The following is a 26,402-nucleotide window of genomic DNA, read 5'->3' on the forward strand; positions in this document are numbered from 1 at the left end:
AATGAAACCAAGGGTTTTCATTACCCACCGGGTACACAACAGTGTGTTGGAAAGGCTGGAACAACACTGTGAAGTGATCACCAACCAGTCAGCCACTACCTTGACCGCCGCCGAGGTAAAGGCCCGCGCGGCAACCGCAGACGCCATGATGGTGTTTATGCCGGACCAGGTCAGCGAGGAATTTCTAGCGGGCTGTCCCAAGCTGAAAGTTATTGGTGCCGCCCTGAAGGGATACGATAATTTTGATGTGGAGGCCTGTACGCGTCATGGCGTTTGGCTGACCTTCGTGCCGGATCTGCTGACGGTGCCAACGGCTGAGCTAACCATCGGGCTAACCATTAGCCTAATCCGCCATGTCCGAGCGGCCGATGAGTACGTTCGTTCCGGCCAGTTCAAGGGATGGCAGCCCACGTTTTATGGGCTGGGGGTTGCCGGCGCGACCGTGGGTATCGTCGGCATGGGTCCCATCGGCCAGGCAGTGGCAACACGGCTCCAGGGGTGGGGCGCGAGCTTGCTGTATTCTCAGCCAGACGCCTTGCCCGCTGCTGAGGAGGCCGCGCTAGGCGTGGCGCGCAAGTCGCTTGAAGAGCTGCTCGGGCAAGCCGACATTGTCATTTTGGCCCTGCCGCTCAATAAACAAACCCTGCATACCATGAACACTGCGCGCTTGGCCCTGATGCAACCAGGCGCTTTTTTGATCAACCCATGCCGGGGTTCTGTAGTGCAGGAAGCTGCCGTTTTGGAAGCATTGGAGTCAGGGCAGTTAGGCGGCTACGCAGCGGATGTTTTTGAAATGGAAGATTGGGCTCGAGAGGATCGCCCGCAAGAGATTTGCCCCACCTTGCGAGCACATCCCAACACGCTATTTACGGCACACATTGGCTCTGCCGTCCAGGATGTGCGGCTGATGATTGAACAGCGTGCTGCCGACAACATTCTTCAAGCGTTACAAGGAGAATGCCCTCAGGATGCGGCTAATTCGCCCACTATCACTGAGACAACTCCATGCTGAACTTGGTCTGGCTGAAAAGTTTTACCACACTGGTTCAGCACCGACGTTTTCAGGCCGCCGCCCAAGCTCTCGGTATCGCACAACCCACGCTTTCACAGCACATTCAAAAGCTCGAAGAACAGCTAGGTGCCCTGTTGATACGCCGCAGTAAAACGGGTTGCGAGCCCACCAAAGCAGCCCTGGCGCTTATGCCGCTTGCGCTTAGTATGTTGCAACTGGACGAGCGTGCTCGAGAAGTCGTTAGCGGTACGCGTTTACGCGTAGGGGCAAGTTCCAACATCGGTATTTACATGCTCCAGCCCTACGTGAGCACGTTCAAGAACATTCCGGCGGTACCTGAGCTGGATCTTGTGATTGATAACAATCCTAACATTGCTAGACAACTGACTAGCGGCGAGCTGGATATAGCGGTGATGGAGTGGTGGCACCCGAAATCTGGCTTCCAGGCAATGGATTGGCGACAGGAGCCCGTGGTGTTAATTACTTCACCCGATCACCCCTGTGCGGAATGGCATGAAATAGACCGGAAAACCCTCGCAGGAATGAGCCTGCTGGGCGGTGAACCCGGAACAGGTACGGGCCGGTTGCTGGCGAGTTTCTTCGGCGAAAGAGGGCCGTTCCCGAAGGTTTCAATGCAACTGGGCAGTACCGAAGCGGTTAAACAGGCTGTCAAAGCAGGCCTGGGCGTATCACTGGTGCTGGCGGCTTGCGTCGAAGCGGAGATCCGAGCGGGCACTTTGTGTGCTATCCCGGTCAGTGATGCCGGGCTGGCCAAGAACCTGAGCGTCATCTGCCCGGAGACGCTTGCACGGCAACCACCAGTCTCCACTTTCGTTAGTCATATCTGTCAGTGAGAAGGGAGGGACTAGTGATGACTGCGGTGCACGCGGGATGCTAGAAGAATACACTTTTAGAGTGTGTCGCCTTTAAACGGCCCCCGCGTGCCCTTTCCAACCCGCTTTCGAACCAACGCCGCCGTGCGCTTAAGGTGCGTGTTGTTGGCTCACTGTCTTAGATGCTCGCTCAACGCGACGAGATCTTCAGCCACAAAATCCCACGCTTCTTCAGCTTCTAAATCTTTGCTCTGGTGGGGCCCATACTCGGTGCGCCGGGGGATAAACGCCGTTTTCATGCCCACTGCGCGGGCAGCACGCAGGTCAGCATTATGCGCGGCGCACAGCATTACCTCTTCCGGCGGCAGGCGTAGCAAGCGGCAAGCCCCTAAATAAACCTCTGGGTCAGGCTTGTAGTGCTCGAATAACTCGGCGCAAAAAATCATATCCCACGGTAGCTTGGCGTGACGGGCAACATCGACCATTAATGAGACATTACCGTTGGTTAGCGTGGCGATGATGCCGTGCTCTTTCAAGCGCTGTAGGCCTAGCGGTACATCCGGCCAGGGGTCTAATTGGTGCCAAAAGTGATTGACGCGATCAATGGTCGCTTCGTCTAGCGCTATGCCTTGTTGATCGAATAGTTTGACCAAGCTTTCTCGATGCAGCTCATCGAGTACCGTCCAGGGGATTTCCCCTCTGCGCACCCTGTCCATGGAAGGCGCATAAAGCTGCCGCCATTGGTCAGCCAGTTCTTCACTGAGTAGATCGATCCCCAGTTCTTTCTCAAGTCCCCTGAACTGATGAATCAAGCTGGATCGCCAATCAACAATAGTGCCAAATACGTCAAACACGATGGCTTTCATTCGTATCTCCTTGTTGGATGGTTATTGCTGACGGCGTCGTGAGGTGGCAAGAAGCATCCTGGGCTGGTTTAGGCTTTTTTCACAAAGTGGGCGGTCACCATCATGTCGCCGACGCCATCTACCTTACAGTCTAGTTGGTGATCCTTGCTGTCCATTAATCTCTTGATCACGGCTTTGGTGCCCACCTTGAGTACCAGTGAGCTGCCTTTGACCTTGAGGTCTTTGATCATCGTGACCTTGTCGCCTTCCGCTAACAGCGTGCCGTGGGCATCTTTTACCGTGACGGTGTCTTCCGCCTGAACCTCAGCAGGGTTCCATTCGTGGGCGCATTCGGGGCAGATGAATAGGCTTTGATCTTGATAGACGAATTCGGATTGGCAATGGGGGCACGGTGGGCATGACATAAACGATAACTTCTTTGGCTTGGTTTAGACTGCGTATGATACTGAGCCTGCTTACCCTTGGCGAATGCCCGCACGCCAACCAGTCTAGGGCTTGAGGGTTATCGCGCTATGCTTGAAGCCAATTATGAGCAGATACCGGACCTTCACTTCAATATTGAGCTTTTGGCGATTGATTCACCCCATGTCGCGTGCAGGCTGCGATTGAGGCTCAGCTCAGTTAAACGTTGTGGTTATCCCCGTTAACAAACGAATAAAGCAAAATATCAGATCGGTAGGCCCAGCCTTGGCTTGCCCAAAACCGCTGGGCGGCTTCGTTCTCAGGAAGAATCATCAGGTGTGATTTCAAAATACCTTCGTTCTTCAATGCTTCCAGGCAGAGGCTAACCAGCTGTGTGGCAATGCCTAATCGGCGGTGGGTATGTGATACCGATAAGTGCTGCACATAGCCGCGCTTGCCATCGTGGCCCGCCATGATGGTACCCACCAGCTCTCCTGCTCTCTCTTGGTTTCTATCTCCCTCTTTGCTCTCTCCTTCACCTTCTAATTCGGCCACAAAACTGAGGCCGGGATTGCGCAGTAGGTACTTCTCGATGCCTTCCCGTGAATCGGCATCGCGTAGCCGCACGCCTTGGCTTTCGCTCCACAGGGCAATGGCGGCTTCGTAGTCGTTGATCGTCATGGTGCGGTAGCGCATCAGGCGGTTCTCATTGGGTGGCGACATCGTCTTGTTCGTTCTGCTCGGCAAGGTGGTTGAAGTGATCCTTCTGCTCGGCCCATTTCAGCAGCGCATCCAGCGCGGGGCAGAGCGCTTGGCCCCACTCGGTTAGGCGGTACTCCACTTTGGGCGGCACTTGCGGGTACACCTTGCGCGCCACGATGCCATCGGCTTCCAGTTGCCGTAGCTGCTGGGCGAGCATTTTTTGCGAGATGCCGGGGATCAGCTTTTCAAAATCGGAGTAGCGTTGCACGTTACCGTCAAAGAGGTGGAAGAGAATAATCAGCTTCCAGCGCCCTTCCAGCATTTTTAATACATCTTCCACTCCGCTGGCCGCGCTAGTGGGCGTGTAAATCCTTCTCATGGGTAAGCCACTTACCTTTTTGTGCGTTCTTGATAATCGGTAAGCCTAAGCAGAAGATCCTCGTACAGCAACCACGATGAGGAAGGCCTACCATGAGCGTGTCACTCTCTACTCCCATTGCCACCTATATCGCCATTAGCAACGGCGCGGATGATGCCCCGCTGGCGGAGTGCTTTACCGCCGATGCCCGCGTGCTGGATGAAGGGCAAACCCACCAGGGCATTGCCGCCATTCGTGCCTGGTTACGCGACACCCGCCGCCAGTTTGAGTACCACGTGGCGCCCACCGATGTCTCTCGTGATGGCGACAAGATGGTGATTACCACCACCGTGACCGGCAATTTTCCCGGTAGCCCGGTGCAGCTGTTTCACCATATCGAATTGGTCGATGAGCGCATCCACAGCCTGGAGATTACCCCATGAACCTGCAGCTTAGTGGCCGTCGCGTATTGATTACAGGCGGTGGTAAAGGCGCGGGCGCGGCTGTGGTGGCGCTGTTTCGTGAAGAGGGCGCGCAGGTGCTCACCACCGCCCGAAACCGCCCCGCTGCCCTACCTGAAGAACTGTTCGTCGCCGCCGATCTCACCACGGCCGAAGGCTGCGCGACAGTGGCAGAAGCCGTGAAGGCGCGCATGGGCGGTGTGGATATCATCGTGCATGTGGTGGGCGGCTCATCCGCCCCGGCGGGCGGCTTTGCGGCCCTGGGTGAAGACGAGTCGCAGCAGGAGCTGAACCTGAACCTGTTCCCCGCCGTGCGGCTAGACCGCGCCCTGCTGCCGGGCATGCTGGCCCAGGGTGAAGGGGTGATCGTTCACGTGACTTCTATTCAGCGGGAGCTGCCTTTGCCGGAATCCACCACCGCCTACGCGGCGGCCAAGGCGGCGCTCTCGACTTACAGCAAGAGTTTGTCGAAGGAGGTGTCGCCGCAAGGCGTTCGAGTGGTGCGCGTCTCGCCGGGTTGGATCGAGACGGAGGCTGCCGTTGCCTTGGCAGAGCGGCTGGCCGAGCAGGCAGGCACCGATTACGAGGGGGGCAAGCAGATCATCATGGGCGCGCTGGGCGGCATTCCGCTGGGCAGGCCCTCTACCCCGGCGGAAGTGGCGAACCTGATTGCGTTCGTGGCCTCGCCGCTGGCGGGCTCGATTACGGGCACGGAGTTCGTGATAGATGGAGGCACGGTACCGGTGGTGTAGCGCTTGAGTCGGCGGGTATCTCAATTGCCGTTGGCGTCGGCGGGCGACGGCCCCTAGACTGAAGCTTCGTTTCTCTTAAGATACCCGGCCTATGCGCGTGTTTTCTAATCCGGTCGGTGCCGGTTCACTCTGGTTCGATAATTTGGTCACGGCGGATGGTGTGCCGGTGGCCTACGACCCCCAGGCGCGGGCGTTCATTCCCATGCCGCCCTTCTGCGCCAACCGCGAGGTGATTGGCTGTAACTGGATTGCCCCGAAGCAGGGCGAGTTCTGTCGCGCCTGCGCGATGACCGCCCTGGCGCCAGACCCTTCCATTTCCGATGCGATACCCCATTGGGCGCACACCGAGGCGGCCAAGCGCTGGGTCATCGATAATCTGGCCGCTGGCACTGGTTTCGCCCGGAAGACCCGGGCGCGCCGCCGGTGTTTCATATGTTGGCAGAAGGCGGTACGCCGGTACCCATGGGACACGTGGGGGGCGTGGTGACGATTAGCGTGGCGGAAGCGGATGCCGTGCTGCGCACCACCCGTAAAGAGGCGCTGGATGAACCCTACCGCACCATGATTGGCCATATGCGCCATGAAATCGCCCATATGCTGTGGTGGCGGCTTAGCCTGCGAGAGGATTTTCTGACGGCCTTCCGCGAGACGTTTGGCGATGAGCGGGAAGACTACCCGGCGGCGCTGCAGCGCCACTACCAAAACGGCCCGCCGGCGGATTGGCAAACGCGCTTTCTTTCCACCTATGCCTCTTCCCACCCCCACGAGGATTGGGCAGAAACCGCCTCGCACCTGCTGCACCTGACGGATATCACCGACAGCTTCGTATCGTCGGGCATGACCTCGCCCGCGCTACCGGACGACCACAACTGGGATGCCTACGCAGAGCCGGACGCCGAGCGGCTGATACATATTGCGGCCTCTTTGGTAGCGGGCGTGAACCACGTGAATCGCTCGATGGGCCTGTCGGATCTCTATCCTTTCGTGCTCTCAGATGTGGCCCTGCGCAAGCTGGCATTCGTTCACGACTGGCTGCGGCGTGGGGCACAAGGGCTGTAAACCACGTGCGCTTCGCTCGATGCGATCTAGTGAAGCCCCAACGCCTCGATCACCGCTGCCACCTGCTGGCGGGCCTCCCCTTGCAGGGTGTTCAGCGGCTGAGGCAGGCAGGGGGCGCTCACGCGGCCAGTGAGTTCGGCCATGGTCGCCACCACCCGCAGGCTGCCACCATAGTCGTGATACAGCGCCCATAGCGGGGCCAAGGCGTCGGAAGAGGCTTGGATTTCTTCGGCGTTGCCCGCTTGGGCGGCGCAGGTGAGCGCCAGCGCGAGTTCTGGGTAGAGCCCGCCGATCACCGAGTACCACGCCTCGCAGCCTGCCAGCAGGCCCGTGGCGGCGGCGGGGTCGCCGCTGATCCCGATGGTCACATCATGAGGAATCAGCGCCCGCAGCCGCGCCACACGAGCGTTGGCCTCGTCTAGATGGTTGGGCACCGGCGGAATTTTGATCGAGCGCACCTGGGGCAGCTCGGCAATGCGCCCGTGCAGTTCGTCGCTGAACGTAAAATGCGTGGTGCCAGGGTTGTCGTACACGCACAGCGGTACGCTGATAGCGCGGCTGATGGTGCTGAACAGGTTGAACACATCGTCATCGGTCAGCTTTTGATAAGAAACAGGCGCTAACAGTAGCCCGCTCGCCCCGGCCTGCTGGGCATGTTCGGCATTGGCCAGCACATCGCGAGTGCGCAGCGCGCCAATGCCCACCACCACGGGCACCCCAGCGGCGTTTTCCACGCCCAGCTTGGCCACCCGAGCCCGCTCTTCCACACTCAAATAGGCGTAGCTTCCAGTGGAGCCCAGCACGCCGATGGAATCCAACTGCGCTTGCGCCAAACGGCTCACTAGCCGGATGAATTCCTGCTCGTGGATGCCCTGCTCGTTCATGGGAGTCAGCGGAAACGCACTCAGACCGGTAAACATGGGGGTGTCCTTTCAGAAATCTTATTGACCGAAACTAAGGCCCAAGCGCAGCGCTTGCAGGCTATCGAGCTGTAACGTGACGTCATCAGAGAACAGCGGGTGGCCTTGTAATTGCACATTGACTGCTGCCTGGGAGCCACGGTAGCTAAGCGTCACGGCAATATTGGCGCTGTCGCTCACCGGGGCCAGCCAATCGTACTCGACGTTATCCACGCTCACCGATGACAGCCCACGGGCTTCTAACTGCTGCTCGACTTCCTTCTCGATCACCACGCCGTAGTAGAAATAGATGCCTGCGTAGCCCAACCCCAGCAGTACCAGCAATGAAAAGAGCTTGCCCATGGTTTTCCTCTGTTTGAGTACACGTGACGTTATCCCGCCGTCAAACGTGGATGATGCCTGTTTTCTAGAAACAACGGCAAGTTGGGCTTGGTGGATTCAGTAAAACACAGAGCGGGCCATGATGGCCCGCTCTGTGTTTTTGATAGCGCTTTCCCACTTCCTTCAGGCTGGCAAACTGGCATGTTCCTGCTGGGCTTCTCGGCAGCCTCTCACACTCTCCGCCAGCTCTTTGACGAGCCCATGCACCCGCGCCACGGCGTCATCGCCGCGGCTGGCATGTTCGATGCAATCTACCAGTGCAGAACCCACTACCACGGCGTCGCTGAAGCGGCCAATGGTGGCGGCCTGTTCGGCGGTGCGAATGCCGAAGCCCACGGCAATGGGTAGCGGCGTGTGTTCGCGCAGCTGGTGCACGGCGCTTTCCAGACGCTCGGGTGTGGGGGCACTGCCGCCGGTCACGCCCGCCACGGAAACGTAGTAGATGAACCCGGAAGCGTTGGCCAGCACTTTGGGTAGCCGCTTGGCATCGGTGGTGGGCGTGGCCAGGCGAATGAAATCGATGCCGTGCTGGGCGGCGGGCTGGCACAGCTCTTCGTCGTGCTCGGGAGGCAGGTCCACCACGATCAGCCCGTCTACCCCTGCCTGGGCGGCGTCACTGAGAAAACGCTCGACGCCGTAGCAGTAAATCGGGTTGTAGTAGCCCATCAGCACGATGGGCGTGGTGCTGTTCTGCTCCCGGAACTGGCGCACCATTGCCAGCGTTTTGGCCTGGGTCTGGCCCTTTTCCAGGGCGCGCAGGGCAGCCTTTTGAATGGCGGGGCCATCGGCCATGGGGTCACTGAACGGCATGCCGAGTTCGATGATATCCACACCGGCATCCGGCAGCCCGTGCAGCAGGCGGCGGGAGGTCTCGGGGTCCGGGTCGCCCGCAGTGAGGTAGCTGACCAGCGCTGGGCGGTTTTGCTGTTTGAGCGCGGCAAAGCAGCTGTCGAGCCGAGAAGTACGTTGCAAGGTAGGTTGCATGGGAGTCTCCTGTATCGCGCTCATGAGTGTTTCATGCCGAAGCGGTCGCCCAGATGCTGGGCCACGCTGTTCATGTCCTTGTCACCACGTCCGCTGAGGTTGACCACCATCAGGTGCTCGCGGGGCAGTGTCGGCGCACGCTTGGCGACTTCTGCCAGGGCGTGGGCGGTTTCCAGGGCGGGGATGATGCCCTCCTGGCGGCAGCAGATCTGGAACGCTTCCAGCGCTTCGTCATCGGTGGCAGAGACGTACTCGACCCGCCCCTGCTCGTGCAGCCAGGCGTGTTCGGGGCCAATGCCGGGGTAATCGAGCCCTGCGGAAATGGAGTGGGCGTCGGTAATCTGGCCATCTTCGTTTTGCAGCAGGTAGGTACGGTTACCGTGCAATACGCCGGGGGTGCCGCCGTTGAGGCTGGCGGCGTGCAGGCCGCTCTTGACGCCTGTACCGCCCGCTTCCACACCGACCATGTGCACGCTGTCATCGTTGATGAACGGATAGAACAGGCCCATGGCGTTGGAGCCGCCGCCGACACAGGCAATCAGTGAATCCGGCAGGCGGCCCTGCTTTTCGAGCATCTGGGCGCGGGTTTCATGGCCAATCACCGCCTGAAAATCGCGCACCATGGCCGGGTACGGGTGCGGGCCTGCCACGGTGCCGATGATGTAGAAAGTGTCGTCTACGTTGGTGACCCAGTCGCGCAGCGCTTCGTTCATGGCATCCTTGAGCGTGCCGGTACCGGAAGTGACCGGCACGATCTCCGCGCCCAGCAGCTTCATGCGGAACACGTTGGGCTGCTGGCGCTCGATATCGGTGGCGCCCATGTAGATCACGCAGGGCAACCCAAAACGGGCCGCCACGGTGGCGGTGGCCACGCCGTGCATGCCTGCGCCGGTTTCCGCGATGATGCGCTTCTTGCCCATCTGCTTGGCCAGCAGTACCTGGCCAATGCAGTTGTTGATCTTGTGCGCGCCGGTGTGATTCAGCTCTTCACGCTTGAGGTAAATGCTGGCACCGCCGAAGTGCTCGGTGAGGCGCTCGGCAAAGTAGAGCGGATTGGGGCGCCCCACGTAGTCGCCTTGAAAATAGGCGAGCTGGCGCTGGAATTCGGGGTCGTTTTTGGCCGTGGCGTACTCATCCTGAAGCTCGAGAATCAGCGGCATCAGGGTTTCGGCCACAAAACGGCCACCAAAGCTGCCAAACATGCCGTTGGCATCGGGTAGGCTTAACGGTTGGTTCATCTCGACCTCTGCGATTTGGGGCGTTTTTGCAATGTGTCGACGTTAGCGCAGGCAGGTCGGAAGAAAAATCGATAAGATGGCAAGCACCTGTGATTTTTTCGCAACTGTTTCAGGAGACCCCATGCAACACAGCCTGCCCCCGTTGAGCGCTTTGCGCGCCTTTGAAGCCACTGCTCGGCTGGGCAGTGTCACTGCGGCCGCTGACGAGCTGAGCGTGACCCACGGCGCGGTAAGCCGACAGCTCAAGAGTCTGGATGAGCATTTTGGCGTGGCGCTGTTCACGAAAGCTGGGCGCGGGCTGGTGCTGACCCACCACGGTGAGCAGTTGCAAAGCGGGGTTGGAGAGGCCTTCGCCAAACTCAGGGATAGTTGCACGTTGCTCAAGCATGAGGTGGAAGAGGCGCCCTTTACGCTGGCCTGCCCCGGCAGCCTGCTGGCCCGCTGGCTGATCCCCCGCCTGGACCGCTTGAACCAGGCGCTGCCCGAACTGAAGCTGCAAGTGGTGGTGAGCGATGCCGAACAACCGGGCAAGCCCGAGACCAGCGCCACGCTGGCCTTCTTCGAACCACCCTGGCCCGAGGAAGGCGAACGCATTCCTCTGATAGCCGAGGAAATTTGCGCCGTAGCCAGCCCCCGGCTGGCCGAGGCCTGCAACGTGGAAGCCCCCTCATCGTTGTTTGGCAGCAAGCTGCTCTATACCGCATCACGCCCACAGGCGTGGCCGCAGTGGGCTGCCGCCCAAGGTCTGGAACCCGCCGCATTGAAAGCAGCCCTGCAGCAGGGCCAAGGGTTTGCACACCTCTACTACCTGATGGAAGCCGCCGTGGCAGGGCTCGGGGTCGCCATTGCCCCCAGGCTGCTGGTGGAAGACGACCTGAGAAGCGGTCGGCTGGTCGCCCCCTGGGGCTATATCGAAACCCCGGCCAGGCTCTGCCTGTGGCTACCCAAACACACCAACGCCCGCCGCAGCGAAGCCCTGGCGAGCTGGTTGCGCAGAGAATTGGGAGCTTAAAGCCCAACCCGGTGTGGATACACCACGAAGGCGAGCTTGTTGCCGTCGGGGTCGCGGACGTAAGCCGCGTAGAAGCCATCGCCGTACTGAGGGCGAAAACCGGGTTCGCCTTCGTCGCTGCCACCGCTCTGCAGGGCCAGCTGATGCAGCGTATCCACTTCCTTGATGTCGCTGAACTGGAAGGCGGTCATGGTGCCATTGCCTACCGTGGCAGGATGACCATCAAACGGCAGGCCCACGAAAAACTGGGGTACTTCGACATCATCCGGGTCGCCGAAGGAAACACAGCTGTCATCCTGCCAGCAGATATCCAGCCCCATGGCATTGAACAGCGGCGTGTAGAACTGAAGAGCACGCTCCAGATCCTGGGTTCCCACCATTGTGTAAGCCAGCATGCGCTATCTCCTCATCGCGCGGCGCAGCGCCGCGGAGTTGCCTTTCTCGTGCTTATTGTCTCGTACTTATTATCTCGTACTTATTGTGGCTCGCTTGGCGTCACTCTGACCAGTTTGCCCTGGGGGCTGTCGGTCAGCAGGTAGACCGCGCCCTCGGGGCCTACTCGCACGTCACGAATGCGCGCGTCCAGCTCACCAAACAGCCCCTCTACGTCTTCGGCGCTGCCGTCTTCCTGCCAGCGTACCCGACGCACTTCACGATTGACCAATGCCCCCACCAGCAGGTCGCCCTGCCACTCGGGAAACAGCTCGCCCCGATAGACGGCCATGCCCGAAGGGGCGATAGAAGGCGTCCACTCCAGCGCCGGGGGCTGCATGCCGGGGTATTCCGTAAACGGCGAGACCCTGGCCCAGGTGTAATCCAGCCCGCCGGTGGCAATCGGCCAGCCGTAGTTGTTGCCGGGTTGGATGAGGTTGAGCTCATCTCCGCCTCGCGGGCCATGCTCGTGGGCAATCAGCTGCTGGCGCTGAGCGTCGTAGACCAGCCCCTGCACGTTGCGATGGCCAATGCTGTAGAGCTCGGGCAGTGCATCGGCCCGGGCCAGGAAGGGGTTGTCGTCGGGCACGCTGCCATCGGCGTTCAGGCGCACGATGCTGCCGATATGGCTGCTCACCCGTTGGGCATCTTCACGGTTATCGAAACCATCGCCCAGAGTGAGGATCAGCGTGTCATCCGGCAGCCATGCCAGGCGGCCCCCATAGTGGGCATCGCCACGCTTGGCGGGGTGAACCCGAAAAATCTCTTCCACCTGTTCCAAACGCCCATCGCCCAGGGTGGCTCGAGCCAGGCAGGTATGGTTGGCACTGGCTGTACCACAGACGTAGCTGAGGTAGAGCTGTTGATTGGTCTCGAACCGGGGAGAAAGCAGCACATCGAACAGCCCCGACTGCCCAGAGGCAAACACCTCCGGCACGCCCTCCAGGTCGGCCAGCGTCTGGCCGCTGTCATCCAGCAGCAATAGGCGTCCTGGGCGCTCGGTCACTAAAAAGCGGCCATCGGGCAAGAATGCCAGCGACCAAGGGTGCTCCAGCGCATCGGCCAGGGTGTCGATCTGATAAGCCGTTTGGGCTTCGGCAGCGGGCTGAATCACAGGCAGCATAAAAGTAGACAGCACGATGGCCAAAGGTGCGTTGCTACGCCGTCTGTTCGACGCGGAGCATGTCAACACGGCCAGCAGCCAGCCTGCCACGGCGGCCGTTGCCAGCATGGCGGCCAGCCCACCGGCACTACGAGTGGCAGCCACCAGTGTGGGCATGGGCGCAAACGTGTTGGTCAACCGGAAGGTTAGCCATAGCCCAGCCACGGCCGCCAGCGCAAAAGCCAGGCGGCGAAGGCTGGCAGGCCACCGCCGAGCCAGCCAGCCCGCCACGGCCTGGGAGATGAGAAACCCCACCAGAAAGAGCCCTGCGTATACAGGCGCAAAGTGAAGCAAGTCCTGAGCCGTGGTCGATAGCCGCGTACCCAGCGGAATGGCCACGCCCAGCGCCTGCAGCTCAGCCAGGTTCAGTTGGGTTTGTACGACACTGCCCAGCGCCACGCCCACGATCGTCGCCAGCAGCACGCGTAGCGCCAGCGCTCCCCGGCCCTTTTTGCCCCAGCCCTGCTTAGACCCCATGATGCCCCCTTCACGTTTTGAATGGCTTTTCAAATCAGCATACATCAGTTGCCGTAGGCTTCGCTGAGTGTGTTGCATCACCGGGCGTTACGATAGGCAAGCCTCTGTCAGCGAGTGCGTGCGTTTTCGATAGAGAGACGTTATGGTTTTGATAAATGTTGCCTATAGATGGAGTTACCATGTCGCGCTATTTGGGTACGGCTACCGCACTGACGGCACTCATGGCCGTTGCTTCTGTGGGAATCGCCAGCGAGTCTCCACTCGCTCAGCAGTTGAACGCGCTGGAAAACTTTCAGGTCATCGCACATCGCGGGGCCAGTGGCCATGCCCCCGAAAGCACGCTGCCCGCCTACGAGCTGGCTCACGAGTGGGGGGTGGACTATCTGGAGCTGGACGCTCAGCTCACCGCCGATGGCGAAGTGGTCATTTTTCATGACAACACCCTGGAACGTACCAGTAACGGTGAAGGGCATATCCATGAGCACACGCTGGCCGAACTGAAGGCGCTGGATACCGGCAGCTGGTTCAACGAAGCAAACCCCGAGCAAGCGTCGGAAGACTTTGTCGGTTTACCCATGCTGACGCTGGAGGAGCTGTTCGATCACTTCGGGCATACCACCCGCTATTACATCGAAACCAAGTCACCCCACTTGAACCCGGGCCTGGAAGCCGCACTGGTGGAGCGCCTGGAAGCCTACGATATGGTCGAGGAAGGGCGTGTTCTGGTGCAGTCGTTTGCTCAGGACAGCCTGCTGAAAATAGAGGCGCTCAACCCTGAGATCCCGCTGGTGCAACTGTTGTGGTACTCCCCCAGCGAGGGCGAAGGCACTCCCCTGGTCGAGTGGAACGACACCACACCAGCCCCCGCCCAGATGCGTGCCAGCGACTTTCAGCGCATCGCCGAATACGCGGTCGGTATCGGCACCAACGCACGCCATGATGGGCAGGATGTCATCGATGCTGACTTTATCGAGCTGGCCCAGCAGAACGGCCTGCCGGTGCACGTTTACACCGTTAACGAGCCTTCGGAGATGGAGCGCCTGATGGGGCTGGGCGTCGATGGGCTGTTTTCGGATTACCCGGATCGTGTACAGGCACTCATCGTTGAATAGGCATGCTTTTCCAGCGTTCATCACGATTACCCGGCCACACTTTAGCGTGCTATCTTGCTGATATAAAAAAGCGTTGTCAGGTCATCGTTTTTACATGGTAGGGAGGGGTCCCTCATTCTTACACACATGGCGCCTACTCCTGGTGCATTGGCTTAGCGTGAGGCCGCGTAACCACTGGCGCACCTATGGGCTGCTGGCGCTATGCTGGCTGCTGCTCATGCCTGCCACGGCCAGGGCCGAGCCCGCAGAGTCGCTCGCGGTCATCGTACTGGTGGCCCATCCCGACATCGAGCACTCGGCCCTGCCCCGCGACGCTCTGCGTGCCATGTTTGCCATGCGCCAACGCACCTGGCCCAACGGCCAGGCCATGCAGGTCTTTGTGTTACCCAATCGCGATACTGTCCATGCGCGCTTTGCCAAGGAGATGCTAGCCGTCTACCCGCATCAATTGCAGCTGGCCTGGGACAGGATGGTGTTTTCTGGCATGGGGCAAGCTCCCCACCGTGTACGCGACCAGGTGGATATGCGCGAGCAAGTTGCCCGCACTCCCGGCGCGCTGGGCTACCTTGAACGGGAGTACCTGGATGAAAGCGTCCGTGTCATCTCCATGGAGTAAGCGCCTGGCGCAACGCTGCGCCCTGGCGGGCTTGCTGACCTGGCTGCCCGTGGCAGGCATGGCCCATGACCACCCCGCCGATACCCTTCAGGTGCACGGGTTTCTCAGCCAGGCACTGGTCATTACCGACCATAACGACTTCTTTGGCAACAGTAGCGACAAGGGCAGCCTGGAGTATACCGAGCTGGGGTTGAACGCCTCGTTTCGCCCGCACCGCCGGGTACTGGTGGCAGGCCAACTGCTCAGCCGCCGCGCAGGAGGCGATACCAGCGATGCGGCCCCCACTCTCGACTATGGCGTGGTGGACTACCAGATGCTGGCCAGCCCCGCGCGCACGTTGGGGGTGCAAGTAGGCCGTTTCAAGAACCCGTTTGGACTCTACAACCAGACGCGCGATGTCGCCTTTACGCGCCCGAGCATTCTGCTGCCTCAATCCATCTACTTCGATCGCACCCGCGCGCTGGGGCTGGCGGCGGACGGCATTAGCCTGTATGCCGAGGAGCATACCTCTGCGGGTACATGGCGCTTGAGAGGCGGTTTGGGTCGCCCACAAACGGGGTCAGCATTGTCCGACCAGCTGTTTGGCGGTACTGCTCAGCGGGTCTCAGCATCAGCGCCCTCGGCTATTGCGCAACTGCTGTTCGAAGATCACAGCGGCCAGTGGGTAGCGGCGCTGAGCGCGGCCTCGGTCAATCTGGAAGCGACGCTGATGGGCCAGGAAGCCGACTTCAAGTTTCAGCCCTGGATAGCCTCTGTGCAGTACAACCAGGAGCACTGGAGCCTGACCGCCGAATACGCACTGCGCCAGCAGTCCCTAAGCGGTGATCACCTGCCACGCACCTTCGATATCACGGGTGAAAGCTGGTACGTACAGTATCAGCGGCGCTTCTCTCCCGACTGGAGCGGCCTGATTCGCTTCGACCGGCTGGTCAATAATACCGACGACCGCTCGGGGCATGCCTATGAACGGGCCAGGTTTGGGCCTGCGCACTCGCAGTTTGCCGATGACATGACCCTCGGCGTGCAGTGGACGCCTACCTCCCAGCTCATGCTGTCCGGGGAGTATCACTATGTGGATGGCACCGGCTGGCTCCCTCGACAGGACAACCCCGATGCCAGCCTGACTCGCAAGCATTGGAACATGCTGCTGTTTCAACTTTCACTGCGCTTCTAAACCCTGCCACCGGGATCTGTCTCGATGCACCAGTCCAGCCACTCCGTCAAGCGTCGTTCGAGCCTTGCCTGGCGCGTCATTGCGCCCAGCAGCTTGCTGCTACTGGTGCTGGTGGCGCTGTTTGTCTGGCTGGGCCATCACCATCTGACCCAGCAGCTCGAACAGAGCCGCCAAGGGCACCACGAGCGTCAACAGCGAGAAATCCGCCTGGCCATGCAGCGCTCTGCCGATAACCTGCGCCAGTTGGCAGGCTTGACAGCAAACGCCCCCGACCTGGGCAATGCCTTGGCTCAGAACGATGATGAAGGCCTACGCACGGTGCTGGCAGCCCAGTGGCCTTCGCTGCAGTTGGAAGCCGGGGTAGATGGCGTGTTCGTCTTCGATCGTCAGGGGCAGCAGCGCGGGCAGTCCGGGATGGGCGCTCCCGATATGGAGCTGCCCATTCGCGGCTGGGTGGACGATCTGCTGACGCGGGAAGTGCCCATCAAAACGCTGCGCTGTACCACCAGCTGCCAGCAATATGCAGCGGTCCCCATTCTGGTGGAGGGTGACAGCATTGGCATGGTCATGCTGTCTCGCTCACTCGCCGACGTGACCCGTGAAGCCAAGGAGGTCTCGGGTAGCGAAGTCGCGCTGATGGTCACGGGGCAGGTCGAAAGCGACGCCAACGATCCATCGCGATACCTGCCAGGCTGGAACGGCCACTTGGTCGCCATCACCAACCGGGAGCCGACCTTGTCACTGTTGGAGCAGGCCTCACTGGCCACGCCTATCTATCAGTTGGCAGACACACCCTTCAGTATGGAGTATGCCGGGCGACACTTGGAGCTGAGCGCGGTTTACATGGAAGACGACGCCGATTGGCGTAGCACCAGCTATTTTCTGCTGGTGTCCGACATCACGACGCAAACCGCTGCCATCCAACGGGCCACCAACACGCTATTGGCACTGGGCGTTGCGGGCTGGCTGGCGGCGGAGCTGCTGCTGTTGGCGATTCTGCTCGGCCCCATGGCGCGGCTGCGCCGGGTGGCAGCCCTGTTACCGGCGCTGTCGGACGGGCAGTTTCAGCGTGTGCGCGCTCATTTGCCCCAGACCACGCCCAGGCGTTCCAACGAGATCGACATTCTGGAAAGTGCCACACGCACCTTGACCGATCAGCTGGAGCGCCTGGAGTCGTCGGTACATGATCACAGCGACCAGCTGGCCGAGCGTATCGAGGAGCTGGCCAGCGAGCGCGATTTCGTCAATAGTCTGCTGGATACGGCCCAGGTGTTCATCGTCGTGCAAACGGCTGCCGGGCGCATTCAGCGGGTCAATGAGTATACCCGCAGCCGTTTAGGGCTGTGTGACCGGGATCTGGAAGGCCGCCATTTTTATGACATCTTCGACAGCACGGCGCACACGCCACAAGGGGATCACACTCATCGGGAAGCGCCCACGGGACAGTTGACCAGCCATCAGCAGGAAGAGAAAACGCTGCATACCCAGGACAAGCGCTACGCCACCGTGGCCTGGTACCATGCGCCGCTCACCAGTAGCCACCAGAAGCAGGTGGCGCGTATCTCGGTAGGTCTGGACATCACCGAGCGCAAAGCCGCCGAGGAGCGTTTGACCTGGTTGGCCGAGCACGACCCACTCACCGAGCTGTACAACCGCCGCTACTTCCAGGATGCGGTTCAGCACGCCCTGCTGTGCCAGAGCGAAGGCGCCATCGTGCTGCTCGACCTCAACCAGTTCAAGGAAGTCAACGAGCTGAGCGGGCACCCCGTAGGCGACCAGCTATTGCGCGAAGTCGCCGACACTCTGTTCCTCAATCTCGGGCAGCGAGGCACGATTGCCAGGCTGGGCGGCGATGAATTCGCCCTGTTACTGGAGGGAGTGAACAGCGAGCAGGCCATCAGCGTTGCCGACTATATCAACCAGTTGCTGAGCCGCATTGGCTTTCAGGCTGCCGGCCGGAAGCATCATATTTCCGCCAGCATGGGCATCGCGCTGTTCCCGGCCCACGGGCAAACCTCCGCCGACCTGCTGGCCAGTGCCGACATGGCCATGTACAAGGCCAAGGAGAGCAGCCACCAGGACTGGTATCTGCTGTCCCAAGCCGAAAATGCCAAGGATGAGCTACAGGATCGCGTGTATTGGGTGGAACAGCTGCACAACGCGCTGGAGCACGAGCAGTTCGAACTAATGGCTCAGCCCATCGTGCGTCTCAAGGATCACGACATCAAACATTACGAAGTGCTGATCCGCATGCGTCAACCCGATGGCAGCCTGATAGCGCCTCAGCACTTCATACCGGTTGCCGAGCAGAGCGGCCTGGTCGTCGCTTTGGATCGCTGGGTCATCAAGCACAGCCTACAGGCGCTGGGCAAGCTGCAGGAGCGCGGCGTTTCACTGGCCGTGAACCTGTCGGGCCAGTCGCTTCACGACCTGGGGTTGAAGCAGTACCTCACCGACGAGCTGCGCAGCAGCGGTGCCGACCCGCATCACCTGATTCTCGAAGTCACGGAAACGGCAGCGATCACCGACTTTTCCACCGCCCGTAACGTCCTGCAAACGTTCAGAGATCTGGGCTGCCGCACCGCACTGGACGATTTTGGCATCGGCTTCAGCAGTTTCCATTATCTTGGCCAACTGCCGGTGGATTACATCAAGATCGATGGCTCCTTCATCCGTAGCCTGTTGATCAATCCCGACAGCCACACCATCGTCAAGGCGATTGCTGACATTGCCAAGGGGTTCGGCAAACAGACCATCGCCGAGTTTGTCGATCAGGCAGCGTTGTCGCCTATTCTGGAAGAGTACGGCATTACCTATGGTCAAGGGTTCTATTTGGGTAAACCCATTCCCTTAACACAGCTCCTGAAAGGATAAACGACGGTGATCATACCCATCGCCCCCTCCGTCACCACCCCTGATACACTCGTCGAAAATATCTTTACACCGGCCTTTTTTGATACTCACTTTTCTCTGCTGATTGCCCAGACGCCCACCGAAAAGCGGCGCGCCTTTACCTTGCGCCACGCGGTCTTCATCGAAGAGCTGCGTTACGATCTTGGCAATAGCAGCGCGCTCAATATCGAACACGATGACCATGACCAACAGTCGCTGCTGTGCCTGCTCCACCATAAGGCGACAGGGCTGGATGTAGGATGTCTGAGGGTCGTGCTGTTCGACGAGCAAAACGCTCATGGGCTGCATAGCCTGCCACTGGAAGCCTACTACGGAGCGCACCTGTTCTTGCCGAACACGCACCCGCGCCATTTTGCTTCCCATCAGGTATGCGAAGTATCGCGCCTGGCCGTTCACCCCACCGTGCGTCGCAAGCAAAGCGAAGTACAAAGCCCCTACGAGAGCATCAAGGAGAGCCCCGCTCTGCTTAGCCTGAGCCTGTTTCTTGCCGCCACGGCACTGGTGGGTCTTAGTCAGCGCCATCATGTGTTCGCCATGCTGGAGCCACGCTTCAGTCGCTTGCTGAAGGCTTCCGGTCTCCAGTTTCACCAGGTGGGCGGCGTCATCGACTACTGTGGCAGTCGCGCGGCCTACTACATCGATCAGCGCGTGGCCGAGGAGCGGCTACCCAAGCGCCTCACGCCTCTCTATCAGTTCATCAAGGGCCAACTGGCCAGCCAGTTGGCGAAGAGCCCGTTGCTGCAAGATGGCGGGACATCACGCCAGCTGTGAGCCTCGCTCCTCCTGGCCGGTAAACGCCTGCGGCGCGACGCTCGCGAACTTTTCGGCAAAAAACAGCAGGGTTTCAGGATGGCGAAAGCGCTGCTCGAACGTCTCCTGCCCCTTAGGGGTGCGGCGGGTAACGCTGGCATGATAGGCATTGCCCACTTTGGAGACGCAGACACTGTTCTCATGGCCGGGCTCACGGTGATACGCCGTGACGTTGGATTGCTGCTCCAGCAGCTGGGCCAGCTTCATCGCAGCGGCTCGCTCTTCTTCACTGGCCCACAGCGGCTGGTCTCGATTGCCGTAGTGATAGAGCATCACGGCCAGGATGAGGGCAAAAATGCTGCTGATGAGCATCCAGGTCAACGCTACCCCCGCCACCGGCACACTCAGTACGATCCCCATCTGCACCAGGCTTCCTACGGCAAACACCAGCGCCAGCGGCCGCCACATGCGCTGATTCATGACGCCCCGGTTGAGCATGTACCCCCACAGCCCCACGACGCCCAACACCCCAAAGGAGAGGTGCACCAGCGCCAGCGGTGTCCCACCCCCGAAGAAAATGGCCACGATGCCCATGACAGGCAGCAGGCTGTAAAGGCCGGCGAACAGAAGGTAGGCACGCTGTAGGGACATGAGGGGCTCCTTATTTCATGGTAAAGCCACGCTTCACTAGAAAGTCACGCATATGGGGGCGCAGCTTGTTGTCGAACAGAGGGGTGAGGTTGTGCGACCAGTCGCTATTTTTATTGCCGCTACTGCGTGATTGGTAGTAGGCCCGCATGGTGTCATCGAAGGCCACGACCTGATCACTGTCTTCAGTGTAGTAGTCCTCTTTCAGAATCGCCTCAACGGGCAGCCTGGGTTTGACCTCCGGCTGATGGTCCGGGTAACCCAGGCACATGCCAAATACCGGGTAGACATGGGGCGGCAGTTTGAGCAGCTCGCTGACGGCCTCGGGGTTGTTGCGAATCCCGCCGATGTAGCAGATACCCAGCCCTTCGGACTCGGCCGCCACGGCCACGTTTTGGGCCATCAGGGCCGTGTCCACGGTGGCCACCAGCAGTTGCTCGGTCATGCCGCGCTCTACGTTGGCGCCGGTGCGCGCCGAGGCTTCGGTAGGACGCTTCATGTCGGCGCAGAACACCAGAAACACCGCACTGCTGGCCACATAGCCCTGGCCACCGGACAGTTCGGCCAGCTGCTCCCGGTTGGCCGCATCTTTCACGTGAATCACGCTGTAAGCCTGCACATGGCTGGAGGTCGCCGCCGCCTGCCCGGCCTTGATCAGCTCCAGGAGCAGCCCACGAGGGATCTCCTGATCGGTGAATTTACGAATGGAACGGTGGGACTGCAAGAGCTTGATAACGTCGTTCATGGTGCCTCACTGATCACGAAATAGTAGGGGGGCGTGCTTCATTGGAAGACTCGAATCGTAACGCATTCTTGCCCGCTTGCGGCAACCCGCGAGGCTCGCTGGCAGGCAAATGCAGCTTCACCAGGCCACATGGGTTAAACAACCCTCTGCCACTTGCCAAGCCCTGCTCACTCTTCTAAGGTTAATTCAGTATCGTCGCCACACAGGCAATACCCGACACATCACCACAGGAAAAGACATGGACGCTACCTATCGAAAAGGACCGGCCGTCTGGGCCATGCTCGCCCTGGCAGGCGTACTCCTGCTACTGAGCCTGCCCATGATCGTGGGAGGGGGATATCTGGTTCTGCTCGGGGGCTCGTGGTATTTCCTGCTGGCGGGCCTTGCCATCCTGAGCGCCGCCGTACTGATATGGCGCCGCTCCCCCACGGGCGTTTGGCTCTACGCCGCGACGGTGCTGGCGACCCTGGCTTGGTCGCTATGGGAAATCGACCAGAAAGGCTGGCTGCCGATTTGGCAGGTGGACTTACTGGCGCGCATGGGGGTGCTGTGGGGTTTGCTGGTGGTAGCACTGCTGCTGTTGCCCGCGCTGTACCGACACCGCGGCCACCAGCCTGGCTGGGGGGCACGCCTGCCGGGAGTGATCGCCCTGGCGCTGCCGGGCCTGGCACTTCTGTGGCTGTTGCAGGATCGTCATGTGGATATCGACTCCCCGGCGCAGGCACGCTTGGCGGAAGGCGCCTCTCCGCCTGCCATGAACGAACAGACCTCCATGGACTGGCCGGCCTATGGCGGCGATGCTTCGGCTCGGCGGTTTTCCGAGGCAAGCCAGATCACGCCAGACAACGCGGCACGGCTCAGCGAGGCCTGGACCTTCAATACCGGCGATACTCCCCATAGTGACGCGACACCTTATGCCTTTCAGAATACACCGCTGAAAGTGGGCAACAGCGTCTATGTTTGTACCCAGAGCAACCAGGTGTTTGCACTGGACCCCGGCAACGGCGAGCAGCAGTGGCATTTCGACCCACAGGTCGACCGCGATGCGCTGGAGCATGTCTTTTCTGCCGCCTGCCGCTCGCTGGCATACCATGAAACCGACGACCCCACGACCCAGTGCCCGCGCCGTCTGCTGATGGGCACCATGGATGGACGCCTGATGGCCCTGAATGCCGATGATGGCTCTCAGTGCACCGATTTCGGCCAGCAGGGAACCGTGGACCTGTATGAGTTCATGGACCCGCAGGCACCGGGCTATCTCTCCAATACGTCGGGCCCTACCGTGGTCAACGACAGTGTGATCGTAGGGCATCAGGTGACCGACAATCAGCGCCGGGACGGCCCTTCCGGCGCCGTTAGGTCCTACCATGCCCTGACGGGCGAGTGGCAGTGGACCTGGGACGCGGTCTGGACGACTCCCGATCAACAGCCCGAACCCGGTGAAGTGTACCCGCGCGGCACCCCCAACGTGTGGGCGGCCATCACCGCGGATGAAGCCCTGGGGCTGGTCTACCTGCCCACCGGCAACCCTACCAATGACCAATATGGCGGCGACCGCTCGCCCGAGGAGGATGCCTTCACTGCATCGCTGGTCGCCGTGGAAGCCGACTCCGGCGACGTCGCCTGGAAATTCACCACCGTGATACATGATTTATGGGATTACGACCTGGGGGCGCAACCAGCGCTGATCGACTTCCCCACCGAGGAAGGCCCCAGAGCCGCCGTGGTACAAGCCACCAAATATGGGCAGGTGTTCGTCTTCGACCGTGAAACCGGTGAACCCCTGCGCAGCATCGAGGAGCGCGCCGTGCCCCAAGGAGCCATCGAAGGAGATTGGACCTCGCCGGTACAGCCTTTTTCACCAGACATGCCCAACTTTGGCTCACTGCCAGGGCAGGAAGTCGAACGCTTGACCGGGGCGCATACCTGGGGCACGACGCCCCTGGACCACCTCTACTGCCGCATCGAGTTTCAGCGCATGCGCTACGAGGGCATGTTTACCCCTCCCACCCTGGAGGAGGGCGGCATGCTGCAGTTTCCTGGCATCCTGGGCGGCATCAACTGGGGCAGCGCCTCGTTCGACCCCACGCGCCAACTGATGATCGTGAACAACAACCGCATGCCCTCGCAGGTGGTGCTCTACCCCCGTGAAGAAGCCGATACCATGGATAACATTGCCCCCATTGGTGCTCAGGATGCCAGCTACATCGACCAGCAGGCCCAGCCCATGCTGGGCGCACCGGTGGCGGCGGAGCGCGGTGCCTGGCTCTCTCCACTGGACATGCCGTGTACGGCGCCACCCTGGGGCTTTCTGAGCGCCACCGACCTGAACAGCGGCGAGATCGTCTGGTCACGCCCGCTGGGCACCAGCATGGACCAGGGGCCGCTGGGCATTCCCTCGCGCCTCAAGATGACGGTGGGCGCCCCCACTAGCGGGGGCCCGTTGGCCACCCAAGGGGGCATGACCTTCATTGGGGCCGCCATGGACGATTACCTGCGCGGCTTCGACAGCGCGACCGGCGAGCTGATATGGGAACAGCGCCTGCCTGCAGGCGGGCAGGCCAACCCCATGACCTACGTGCACCAGGGACGCCAGTATGTGGTGATCGCCGCAGGCGGCTCTTTCCAATCGGAAACCACGCTGGGCGATAGCGTCATGGCCTTCGCCCTGCCCGAATGATGGGCAGGGTTAGCGTGAAAAATGTACGCACTGCCTGGGGCTTATCCAGCGGATGGCTATACTGCAAGAAGCGTTATTCTAATAGAGTGTTTCACTCTGAATAATCGTACCACTGAATAACGAAGACAGGATGCCGCCATGACAAACGCCTCACATACACCGCCTGGGCAAGCATGGAATGCTAGCCAGTACGCGGAAAACGCACCTTTCGTGCCCAAGCTGGGCCACGAGGTGCTCAAACTGCTCTCTCCTCAGCCGGGTGAGCGCATTCTGGACCTGGGCTGCGGTGATGGCGTATTGAGCGAGCGCATCATGCAGCTGGGCGCGACCGTGCTGGGCGTCGATGCGTCGGCGGAAATGGTCGAAGCAGCGCAGCAGCGCGGCGTAACGGCCAGGGTAGTCGATGGTCACCAGCTGCCTTTCGACCACGAGTTCGATGCGGTTTTCAGCAATGCCGCCCTGCACTGGATGCTCGACCCTCAGGCCGTGCTGGCCGGCGTCAAGCGGGCCCTCAAGCCCGGGGGGCGCTTTGTGGCCGAGTTTGGTGGACACGGTAACGTGGCGGCCATTTGCACCGCGCTGATTGCCTCGCTGCAGTTCCGTGGGATCAGCTCCAAAGGGCGTCACCCCTGGTATTTCCCGACGGCAGAGGATTACGCCAACCTGCTGCAAACCGTGGGGTTCCGCATCGACAACATCGAACTCATCCCGCGCCCTACGCCGCTGCCCAAAGGCATGGCCAACTGGCTGGACACCTTTGCCAGCCCGTTCTTTCACGGTCTGGATGATGACCTGAGAGACGCCGTGTTCGATCATACCGTCAACCTGCTGTCGCACAGTCTGAGCGATGGGCACGGCAACTGGACCGCCGATTACGTACGCCTGCGCGTGGTGGCTCACGCCTGAATGAACAACGCCCCCTGAGCACGTCGTGCGCTCAGGGGGCGTTCTATGACCTTCCTTTTTAGAACTCGTCCCACTCGTCCTGCTGTGACTGGGTAGATTTGGCCGTAGGCGCCTGCCCTGCCGCTTGCCGAGTCAGGGAGGGCGCTGGCTCCTGTGGCGCAGGCGACAGCTGCTCGCCAGCGGCCAGCCGGAAGGTGGAGATCAATTCTGCCAGGCCGCTGGCCTGACCCTCCAGGGCCGTGGCCGCCGCGCTGGTTTCCTGGACGAGCGCCGCGTTCTGCTGGGTCACCGAATCCATTTCAGTCAACGCCGCATTGATCTGCTCGATCCCTCCGCTCTGCTCACGGGTTGCCGTGGAAATTTCACCCACCAGCGTGGTGACCTGACGAATGGCGTCCACCGTCTGATAGATGGTTTGCCCGCTACGTTCGGCCTGACTGGCACCGCTGGTGATTTGCGTCGTGGTTTGCTCGATGAGGCCGCGAATCTCCTTGGCCGACTCAGCACTGCGGGTGGCGAGAGAACGCACCTCACTGGCCACCACGGCAAAGCCGCGTCCCTGCTCACCGGCTCGGGCCGCCTCCACAGAGGCATTCAGCGCCAGGATATTGGTCTGGAAGGCAATCGAGTCGATCACGCCAATGATATCGTTCACCCTGTCGGCACTGGCGGCAATCTCGCGCATCAGCTGCACGGTCCGCTCGACCTCCTCACCGCTGCGTTCGGCCGATTGCGAGGCTGCCACGGAGAGCTGGTCGGCCTGCTGGGCGATATCTGCGTTGGTGCCCACCGTGGTCGCCCTCTGCTCCATGCTGGACGCGGTTTGCTGAAGCGCAGCGGCCTGCTGCTCGGTACGCGAGGAGAGATCCTGGCTGCCCGTGGAAATCTCGCTGGCCCCGCTGTAAACGTGTTCACTGCTGCTGCGCAGGGAGAGGACCAGCGTCTTGAGTTTTTCCTGCATGGCGGCTAGCCCAATGAACAGCTGACCGATCTCGTTACGACCGCGGTCTTCGATGCGGCCGGTCAGGTCGCCATCGGCAATACGCGCAAAGTGGTCGAGCGCCTGGCGCAACGGAGTGACCACCCCTCGCACCATGGCAATACGAATGACCAGCGCCGCTACCAGTGAGAACAGCAGCAGGCCAATGGCAATGGCACCGACCCAGGTCGCTACGCGCTCCACCTGCTGCATCACCTGCTGACCACGCGACTCGGTATAGGCCACAAAGTTACCCATGGCGCTGTCCAGCGCCGCACTCTGCTCGCCAAGTGCGACCTGGCGGCGCTGGATTTGGAACGGCGGCGCATTCAATAAGGGCTCCAGCCCTTCCACTACAAAGGCCTGGTAGGCTTCGCTCACCGCTTCACTGTGGCGGGCCAGCTCGCTTGCTGGGTCCACGGCAACGGCAGAGAATTCTTCAAAATAGCGCTGGGCCGCCAACGTTGCTTCGGCCGCCTGCTCCAGGCTTTCCTGGCCTCTTTCAGGGTTGCCCATGGTGCTGAAGCTGGCCGAACGGTCGAGAAAGGTCTGCGCACGTAACGCGTTGACCTGCATTCGGTTGGCCAGATTGACCAGCCTGACGTTGGTATTGTTGATTTCGGCAAGTGCCTGGCCGCTGTTGGTATTGGCGTAAAAACCCAGCCCACTGATCAGGCCAATCATCACCACCAGCACCGCGAGGGCAGCCGTCAGGCTCCATTTTATCGAGAGATGCTTCATGAGTGAGTTCCCTTGTGCTTATTTGTTATGGCGCTGCTCAAGCGCAGAGTAAAACAATCCACGTGAAAAAACGGCACCTCTACGACT

The 26,402-nt window shown here is 60.7% G+C and carries 26 protein-coding genes and 1 pseudogene; 14 read left to right on the forward strand and 13 right to left on the reverse strand.

What is annotated here, in order from left to right; all coding sequences use genetic code 11:
- Position 1 precedes the first annotated feature (1 nt).
- Together IE061_RS06295 and IE061_RS06300 are read left to right on the forward strand one after the other, a co-directional pair.
- Positions 2-1,012 carry a phosphonate dehydrogenase gene (locus tag IE061_RS06295; protein WP_022522623.1) on the forward strand — a complete coding sequence of 337 codons (1,011 nt, stop codon included), beginning with the start codon at positions 2-4 and terminating at the stop codon, positions 1,010-1,012.
- Positions 1,006-1,866: a LysR family transcriptional regulator gene (locus tag IE061_RS06300; RefSeq protein WP_009287603.1), complete on the forward strand. Its 861-nt coding sequence runs from the start codon at positions 1,006-1,008 to the stop codon at positions 1,864-1,866. The genes IE061_RS06295 and IE061_RS06300 overlap by 7 nt, the downstream gene beginning before the upstream one ends.
- A gap of 149 nt (positions 1,867-2,015) precedes the next feature.
- Here the strand turns inward: IE061_RS06300 and IE061_RS06305 are convergent, their stop codons facing one another.
- Positions 2,016-2,711 (reverse strand): haloacid dehalogenase type II, encoded by a 696-nt coding sequence (locus IE061_RS06305; protein ID WP_044628438.1) that lies wholly within the window; start codon positions 2,709-2,711, stop codon positions 2,016-2,018.
- A 68-nt stretch (positions 2,712-2,779) separates the two neighbouring features.
- The gene (locus tag IE061_RS06310; protein ID WP_044628437.1) at positions 2,780-3,115 is read right to left on the reverse strand and encodes a zinc ribbon domain-containing protein YjdM; all 336 of its coding nucleotides are present in this window, start codon (positions 3,113-3,115) and stop codon (positions 2,780-2,782) included.
- A gap of 57 nt (positions 3,116-3,172) precedes the next feature.
- Here IE061_RS06310 and IE061_RS06315 point away from each other — a divergent pair, with 57 nt between their 5' ends.
- Complete coding sequence (locus IE061_RS06315) at positions 3,173-3,358, forward strand: ester cyclase (protein WP_228168641.1); 186 nt, start codon at positions 3,173-3,175, stop codon at positions 3,356-3,358.
- Here IE061_RS06315 and IE061_RS06320 read toward each other — a convergent pair.
- Both IE061_RS06320 and IE061_RS06325 read right to left on the reverse strand, forming a co-directional pair.
- Positions 3,333-3,809: a GNAT family N-acetyltransferase gene (locus tag IE061_RS06320; protein WP_044628527.1), complete on the reverse strand. Its 477-nt coding sequence runs from the start codon at positions 3,807-3,809 to the stop codon at positions 3,333-3,335. The two genes, IE061_RS06315 and IE061_RS06320, sit on opposite strands and share 26 nt — an antisense overlap.
- 10 nt (positions 3,810-3,819) lie before the next feature.
- Complete coding sequence (locus tag IE061_RS06325; RefSeq protein WP_044628436.1) at positions 3,820-4,194, reverse strand: winged helix-turn-helix transcriptional regulator; 375 nt, start codon at positions 4,192-4,194, stop codon at positions 3,820-3,822.
- Between the two features lie 92 nt (positions 4,195-4,286).
- Here IE061_RS06325 and IE061_RS06330 point away from each other — a divergent pair, with 92 nt between their 5' ends.
- The 3 genes and pseudogenes from IE061_RS06330 (at position 4,287) to IE061_RS18220 (ending at position 6,445) form a co-directional block, all read left to right on the forward strand.
- On the forward strand, positions 4,287-4,616 hold the full coding sequence (locus IE061_RS06330; protein ID WP_044628435.1) for a nuclear transport factor 2 family protein: 330 nt from the start codon (positions 4,287-4,289) through the stop codon (positions 4,614-4,616).
- Entirely contained in the window at positions 4,613-5,386 is a 774-nt protein-coding gene (locus IE061_RS06335; protein ID WP_044628434.1) for an SDR family oxidoreductase, read from the forward strand. The genes IE061_RS06330 and IE061_RS06335 overlap by 4 nt, the downstream gene beginning before the upstream one ends.
- A gap of 91 nt (positions 5,387-5,477) precedes the next feature.
- A pseudogene (locus IE061_RS18220) lies at positions 5,478-6,445 on the forward strand (zinc-binding metallopeptidase family protein).
- 26 nt (positions 6,446-6,471) lie between these two features.
- On the opposite strand, the gene IE061_RS06345 reads toward IE061_RS18220, so the two are convergent.
- From IE061_RS06345 to trpB, 4 genes are all read right to left on the reverse strand, one after another.
- Positions 6,472-7,365, reverse strand: coding sequence for a dihydrodipicolinate synthase family protein (locus IE061_RS06345; RefSeq protein WP_193461261.1), 894 nt, complete (start codon positions 7,363-7,365; stop codon positions 6,472-6,474).
- 21 nt (positions 7,366-7,386) lie between these two features.
- Positions 7,387-7,707 carry a hypothetical protein gene (locus tag IE061_RS06350; RefSeq protein ID WP_193461262.1) on the reverse strand — a complete coding sequence of 107 codons (321 nt, stop codon included), beginning with the start codon at positions 7,705-7,707 and terminating at the stop codon, positions 7,387-7,389.
- Between the two features lie 162 nt (positions 7,708-7,869).
- Positions 7,870-8,718: a tryptophan synthase subunit alpha gene (trpA, locus tag IE061_RS06355; protein WP_193461285.1), complete on the reverse strand. Its 849-nt coding sequence runs from the start codon at positions 8,716-8,718 to the stop codon at positions 7,870-7,872.
- Between the two features lie 32 nt (positions 8,719-8,750).
- A complete protein-coding gene (trpB, locus tag IE061_RS06360) occupies positions 8,751-9,968 on the reverse strand; it encodes a tryptophan synthase subunit beta (RefSeq protein WP_193461263.1) in 1,218 nt (405 codons plus the stop codon).
- A 121-nt stretch (positions 9,969-10,089) separates the two neighbouring features.
- On the opposite strand from trpB, the gene IE061_RS06365 reads away from it, so the two are divergent.
- On the forward strand, positions 10,090-10,980 hold the full coding sequence (locus IE061_RS06365) for a LysR family transcriptional regulator (RefSeq protein WP_016916487.1): 891 nt from the start codon (positions 10,090-10,092) through the stop codon (positions 10,978-10,980).
- Here the strand turns inward: IE061_RS06365 and IE061_RS06370 are convergent.
- Together IE061_RS06370 and IE061_RS06375 are read right to left on the reverse strand one after the other, a co-directional pair.
- Complete coding sequence (locus IE061_RS06370) at positions 10,977-11,375, reverse strand: VOC family protein (RefSeq protein ID WP_016916486.1); 399 nt, start codon at positions 11,373-11,375, stop codon at positions 10,977-10,979. The genes IE061_RS06365 and IE061_RS06370 overlap by 4 nt on opposite strands.
- 80 nt (positions 11,376-11,455) lie before the next feature.
- Positions 11,456-13,051, reverse strand: a complete 1,596-nt coding sequence (locus IE061_RS06375) for a PQQ-dependent sugar dehydrogenase (protein WP_016916485.1) — start codon at positions 13,049-13,051, stop codon at positions 11,456-11,458.
- 179 nt (positions 13,052-13,230) lie between these two features.
- Between IE061_RS06375 and IE061_RS06380 the strand changes: the two genes are divergently transcribed.
- From IE061_RS06380 to IE061_RS06400, 5 genes are all read left to right on the forward strand, one after another.
- A complete protein-coding gene (locus IE061_RS06380; protein ID WP_193461264.1) occupies positions 13,231-14,163 on the forward strand; it encodes a glycerophosphodiester phosphodiesterase family protein in 933 nt (310 codons plus the stop codon).
- A 157-nt stretch (positions 14,164-14,320) separates the two neighbouring features.
- Entirely contained in the window at positions 14,321-14,779 is a 459-nt protein-coding gene (locus IE061_RS06385; protein ID WP_373294949.1) for a hypothetical protein, read from the forward strand.
- Positions 14,748-15,953: a porin family protein gene (locus tag IE061_RS06390; protein ID WP_230478397.1), complete on the forward strand. Its 1,206-nt coding sequence runs from the start codon at positions 14,748-14,750 to the stop codon at positions 15,951-15,953. The genes IE061_RS06385 and IE061_RS06390 overlap by 32 nt, the downstream gene beginning before the upstream one ends.
- 24 nt (positions 15,954-15,977) lie before the next feature.
- A complete protein-coding gene (locus tag IE061_RS06395; protein ID WP_016916481.1) occupies positions 15,978-18,827 on the forward strand; it encodes a bifunctional diguanylate cyclase/phosphodiesterase in 2,850 nt (949 codons plus the stop codon).
- 6 nt (positions 18,828-18,833) lie between these two features.
- Positions 18,834-19,637 (forward strand): PEP-CTERM/exosortase system-associated acyltransferase, encoded by an 804-nt coding sequence (locus IE061_RS06400; protein WP_016916480.1) that lies wholly within the window; start codon positions 18,834-18,836, stop codon positions 19,635-19,637.
- Here the strand turns inward: IE061_RS06400 and IE061_RS06405 are convergent.
- Both IE061_RS06405 and nfsA read right to left on the reverse strand, forming a co-directional pair.
- Positions 19,623-20,267, reverse strand: coding sequence for a hypothetical protein (locus IE061_RS06405; RefSeq protein WP_016916479.1), 645 nt, complete (start codon positions 20,265-20,267; stop codon positions 19,623-19,625). The two genes, IE061_RS06400 and IE061_RS06405, sit on opposite strands and share 15 nt — an antisense overlap.
- A 10-nt stretch (positions 20,268-20,277) precedes the next feature.
- Positions 20,278-21,009 carry an oxygen-insensitive NADPH nitroreductase gene (gene nfsA / locus IE061_RS06410; protein WP_016916478.1) on the reverse strand — a complete coding sequence of 244 codons (732 nt, stop codon included), beginning with the start codon at positions 21,007-21,009 and terminating at the stop codon, positions 20,278-20,280.
- Positions 21,010-21,247: 238 nt separating this feature from the next.
- Here nfsA and IE061_RS06415 point away from each other — a divergent pair, with 238 nt between their 5' ends.
- Both IE061_RS06415 and IE061_RS06420 read left to right on the forward strand, forming a co-directional pair.
- On the forward strand, positions 21,248-23,689 hold the full coding sequence (locus IE061_RS06415; protein ID WP_193461265.1) for a membrane-bound PQQ-dependent dehydrogenase, glucose/quinate/shikimate family: 2,442 nt from the start codon (positions 21,248-21,250) through the stop codon (positions 23,687-23,689).
- A 138-nt stretch (positions 23,690-23,827) separates the two neighbouring features.
- Positions 23,828-24,595 carry a class I SAM-dependent methyltransferase gene (locus IE061_RS06420; RefSeq protein WP_081135209.1) on the forward strand — a complete coding sequence of 256 codons (768 nt, stop codon included), beginning with the start codon at positions 23,828-23,830 and terminating at the stop codon, positions 24,593-24,595.
- A 58-nt stretch (positions 24,596-24,653) separates the two neighbouring features.
- Here the strand turns inward: IE061_RS06420 and IE061_RS06425 are convergent, their stop codons facing one another.
- On the reverse strand, positions 24,654-26,315 hold the full coding sequence (locus IE061_RS06425) for a methyl-accepting chemotaxis protein (protein WP_193461266.1): 1,662 nt from the start codon (positions 26,313-26,315) through the stop codon (positions 24,654-24,656).
- Positions 26,316-26,402: the final 87 nt, after the last annotated feature.

Origin of the sequence: Vreelandella hamiltonii, from assembly GCF_014651795.1 — a bacterium.
GTDB lineage: Bacteria > Pseudomonadota > Gammaproteobacteria > Pseudomonadales > Halomonadaceae > Vreelandella > Vreelandella hamiltonii.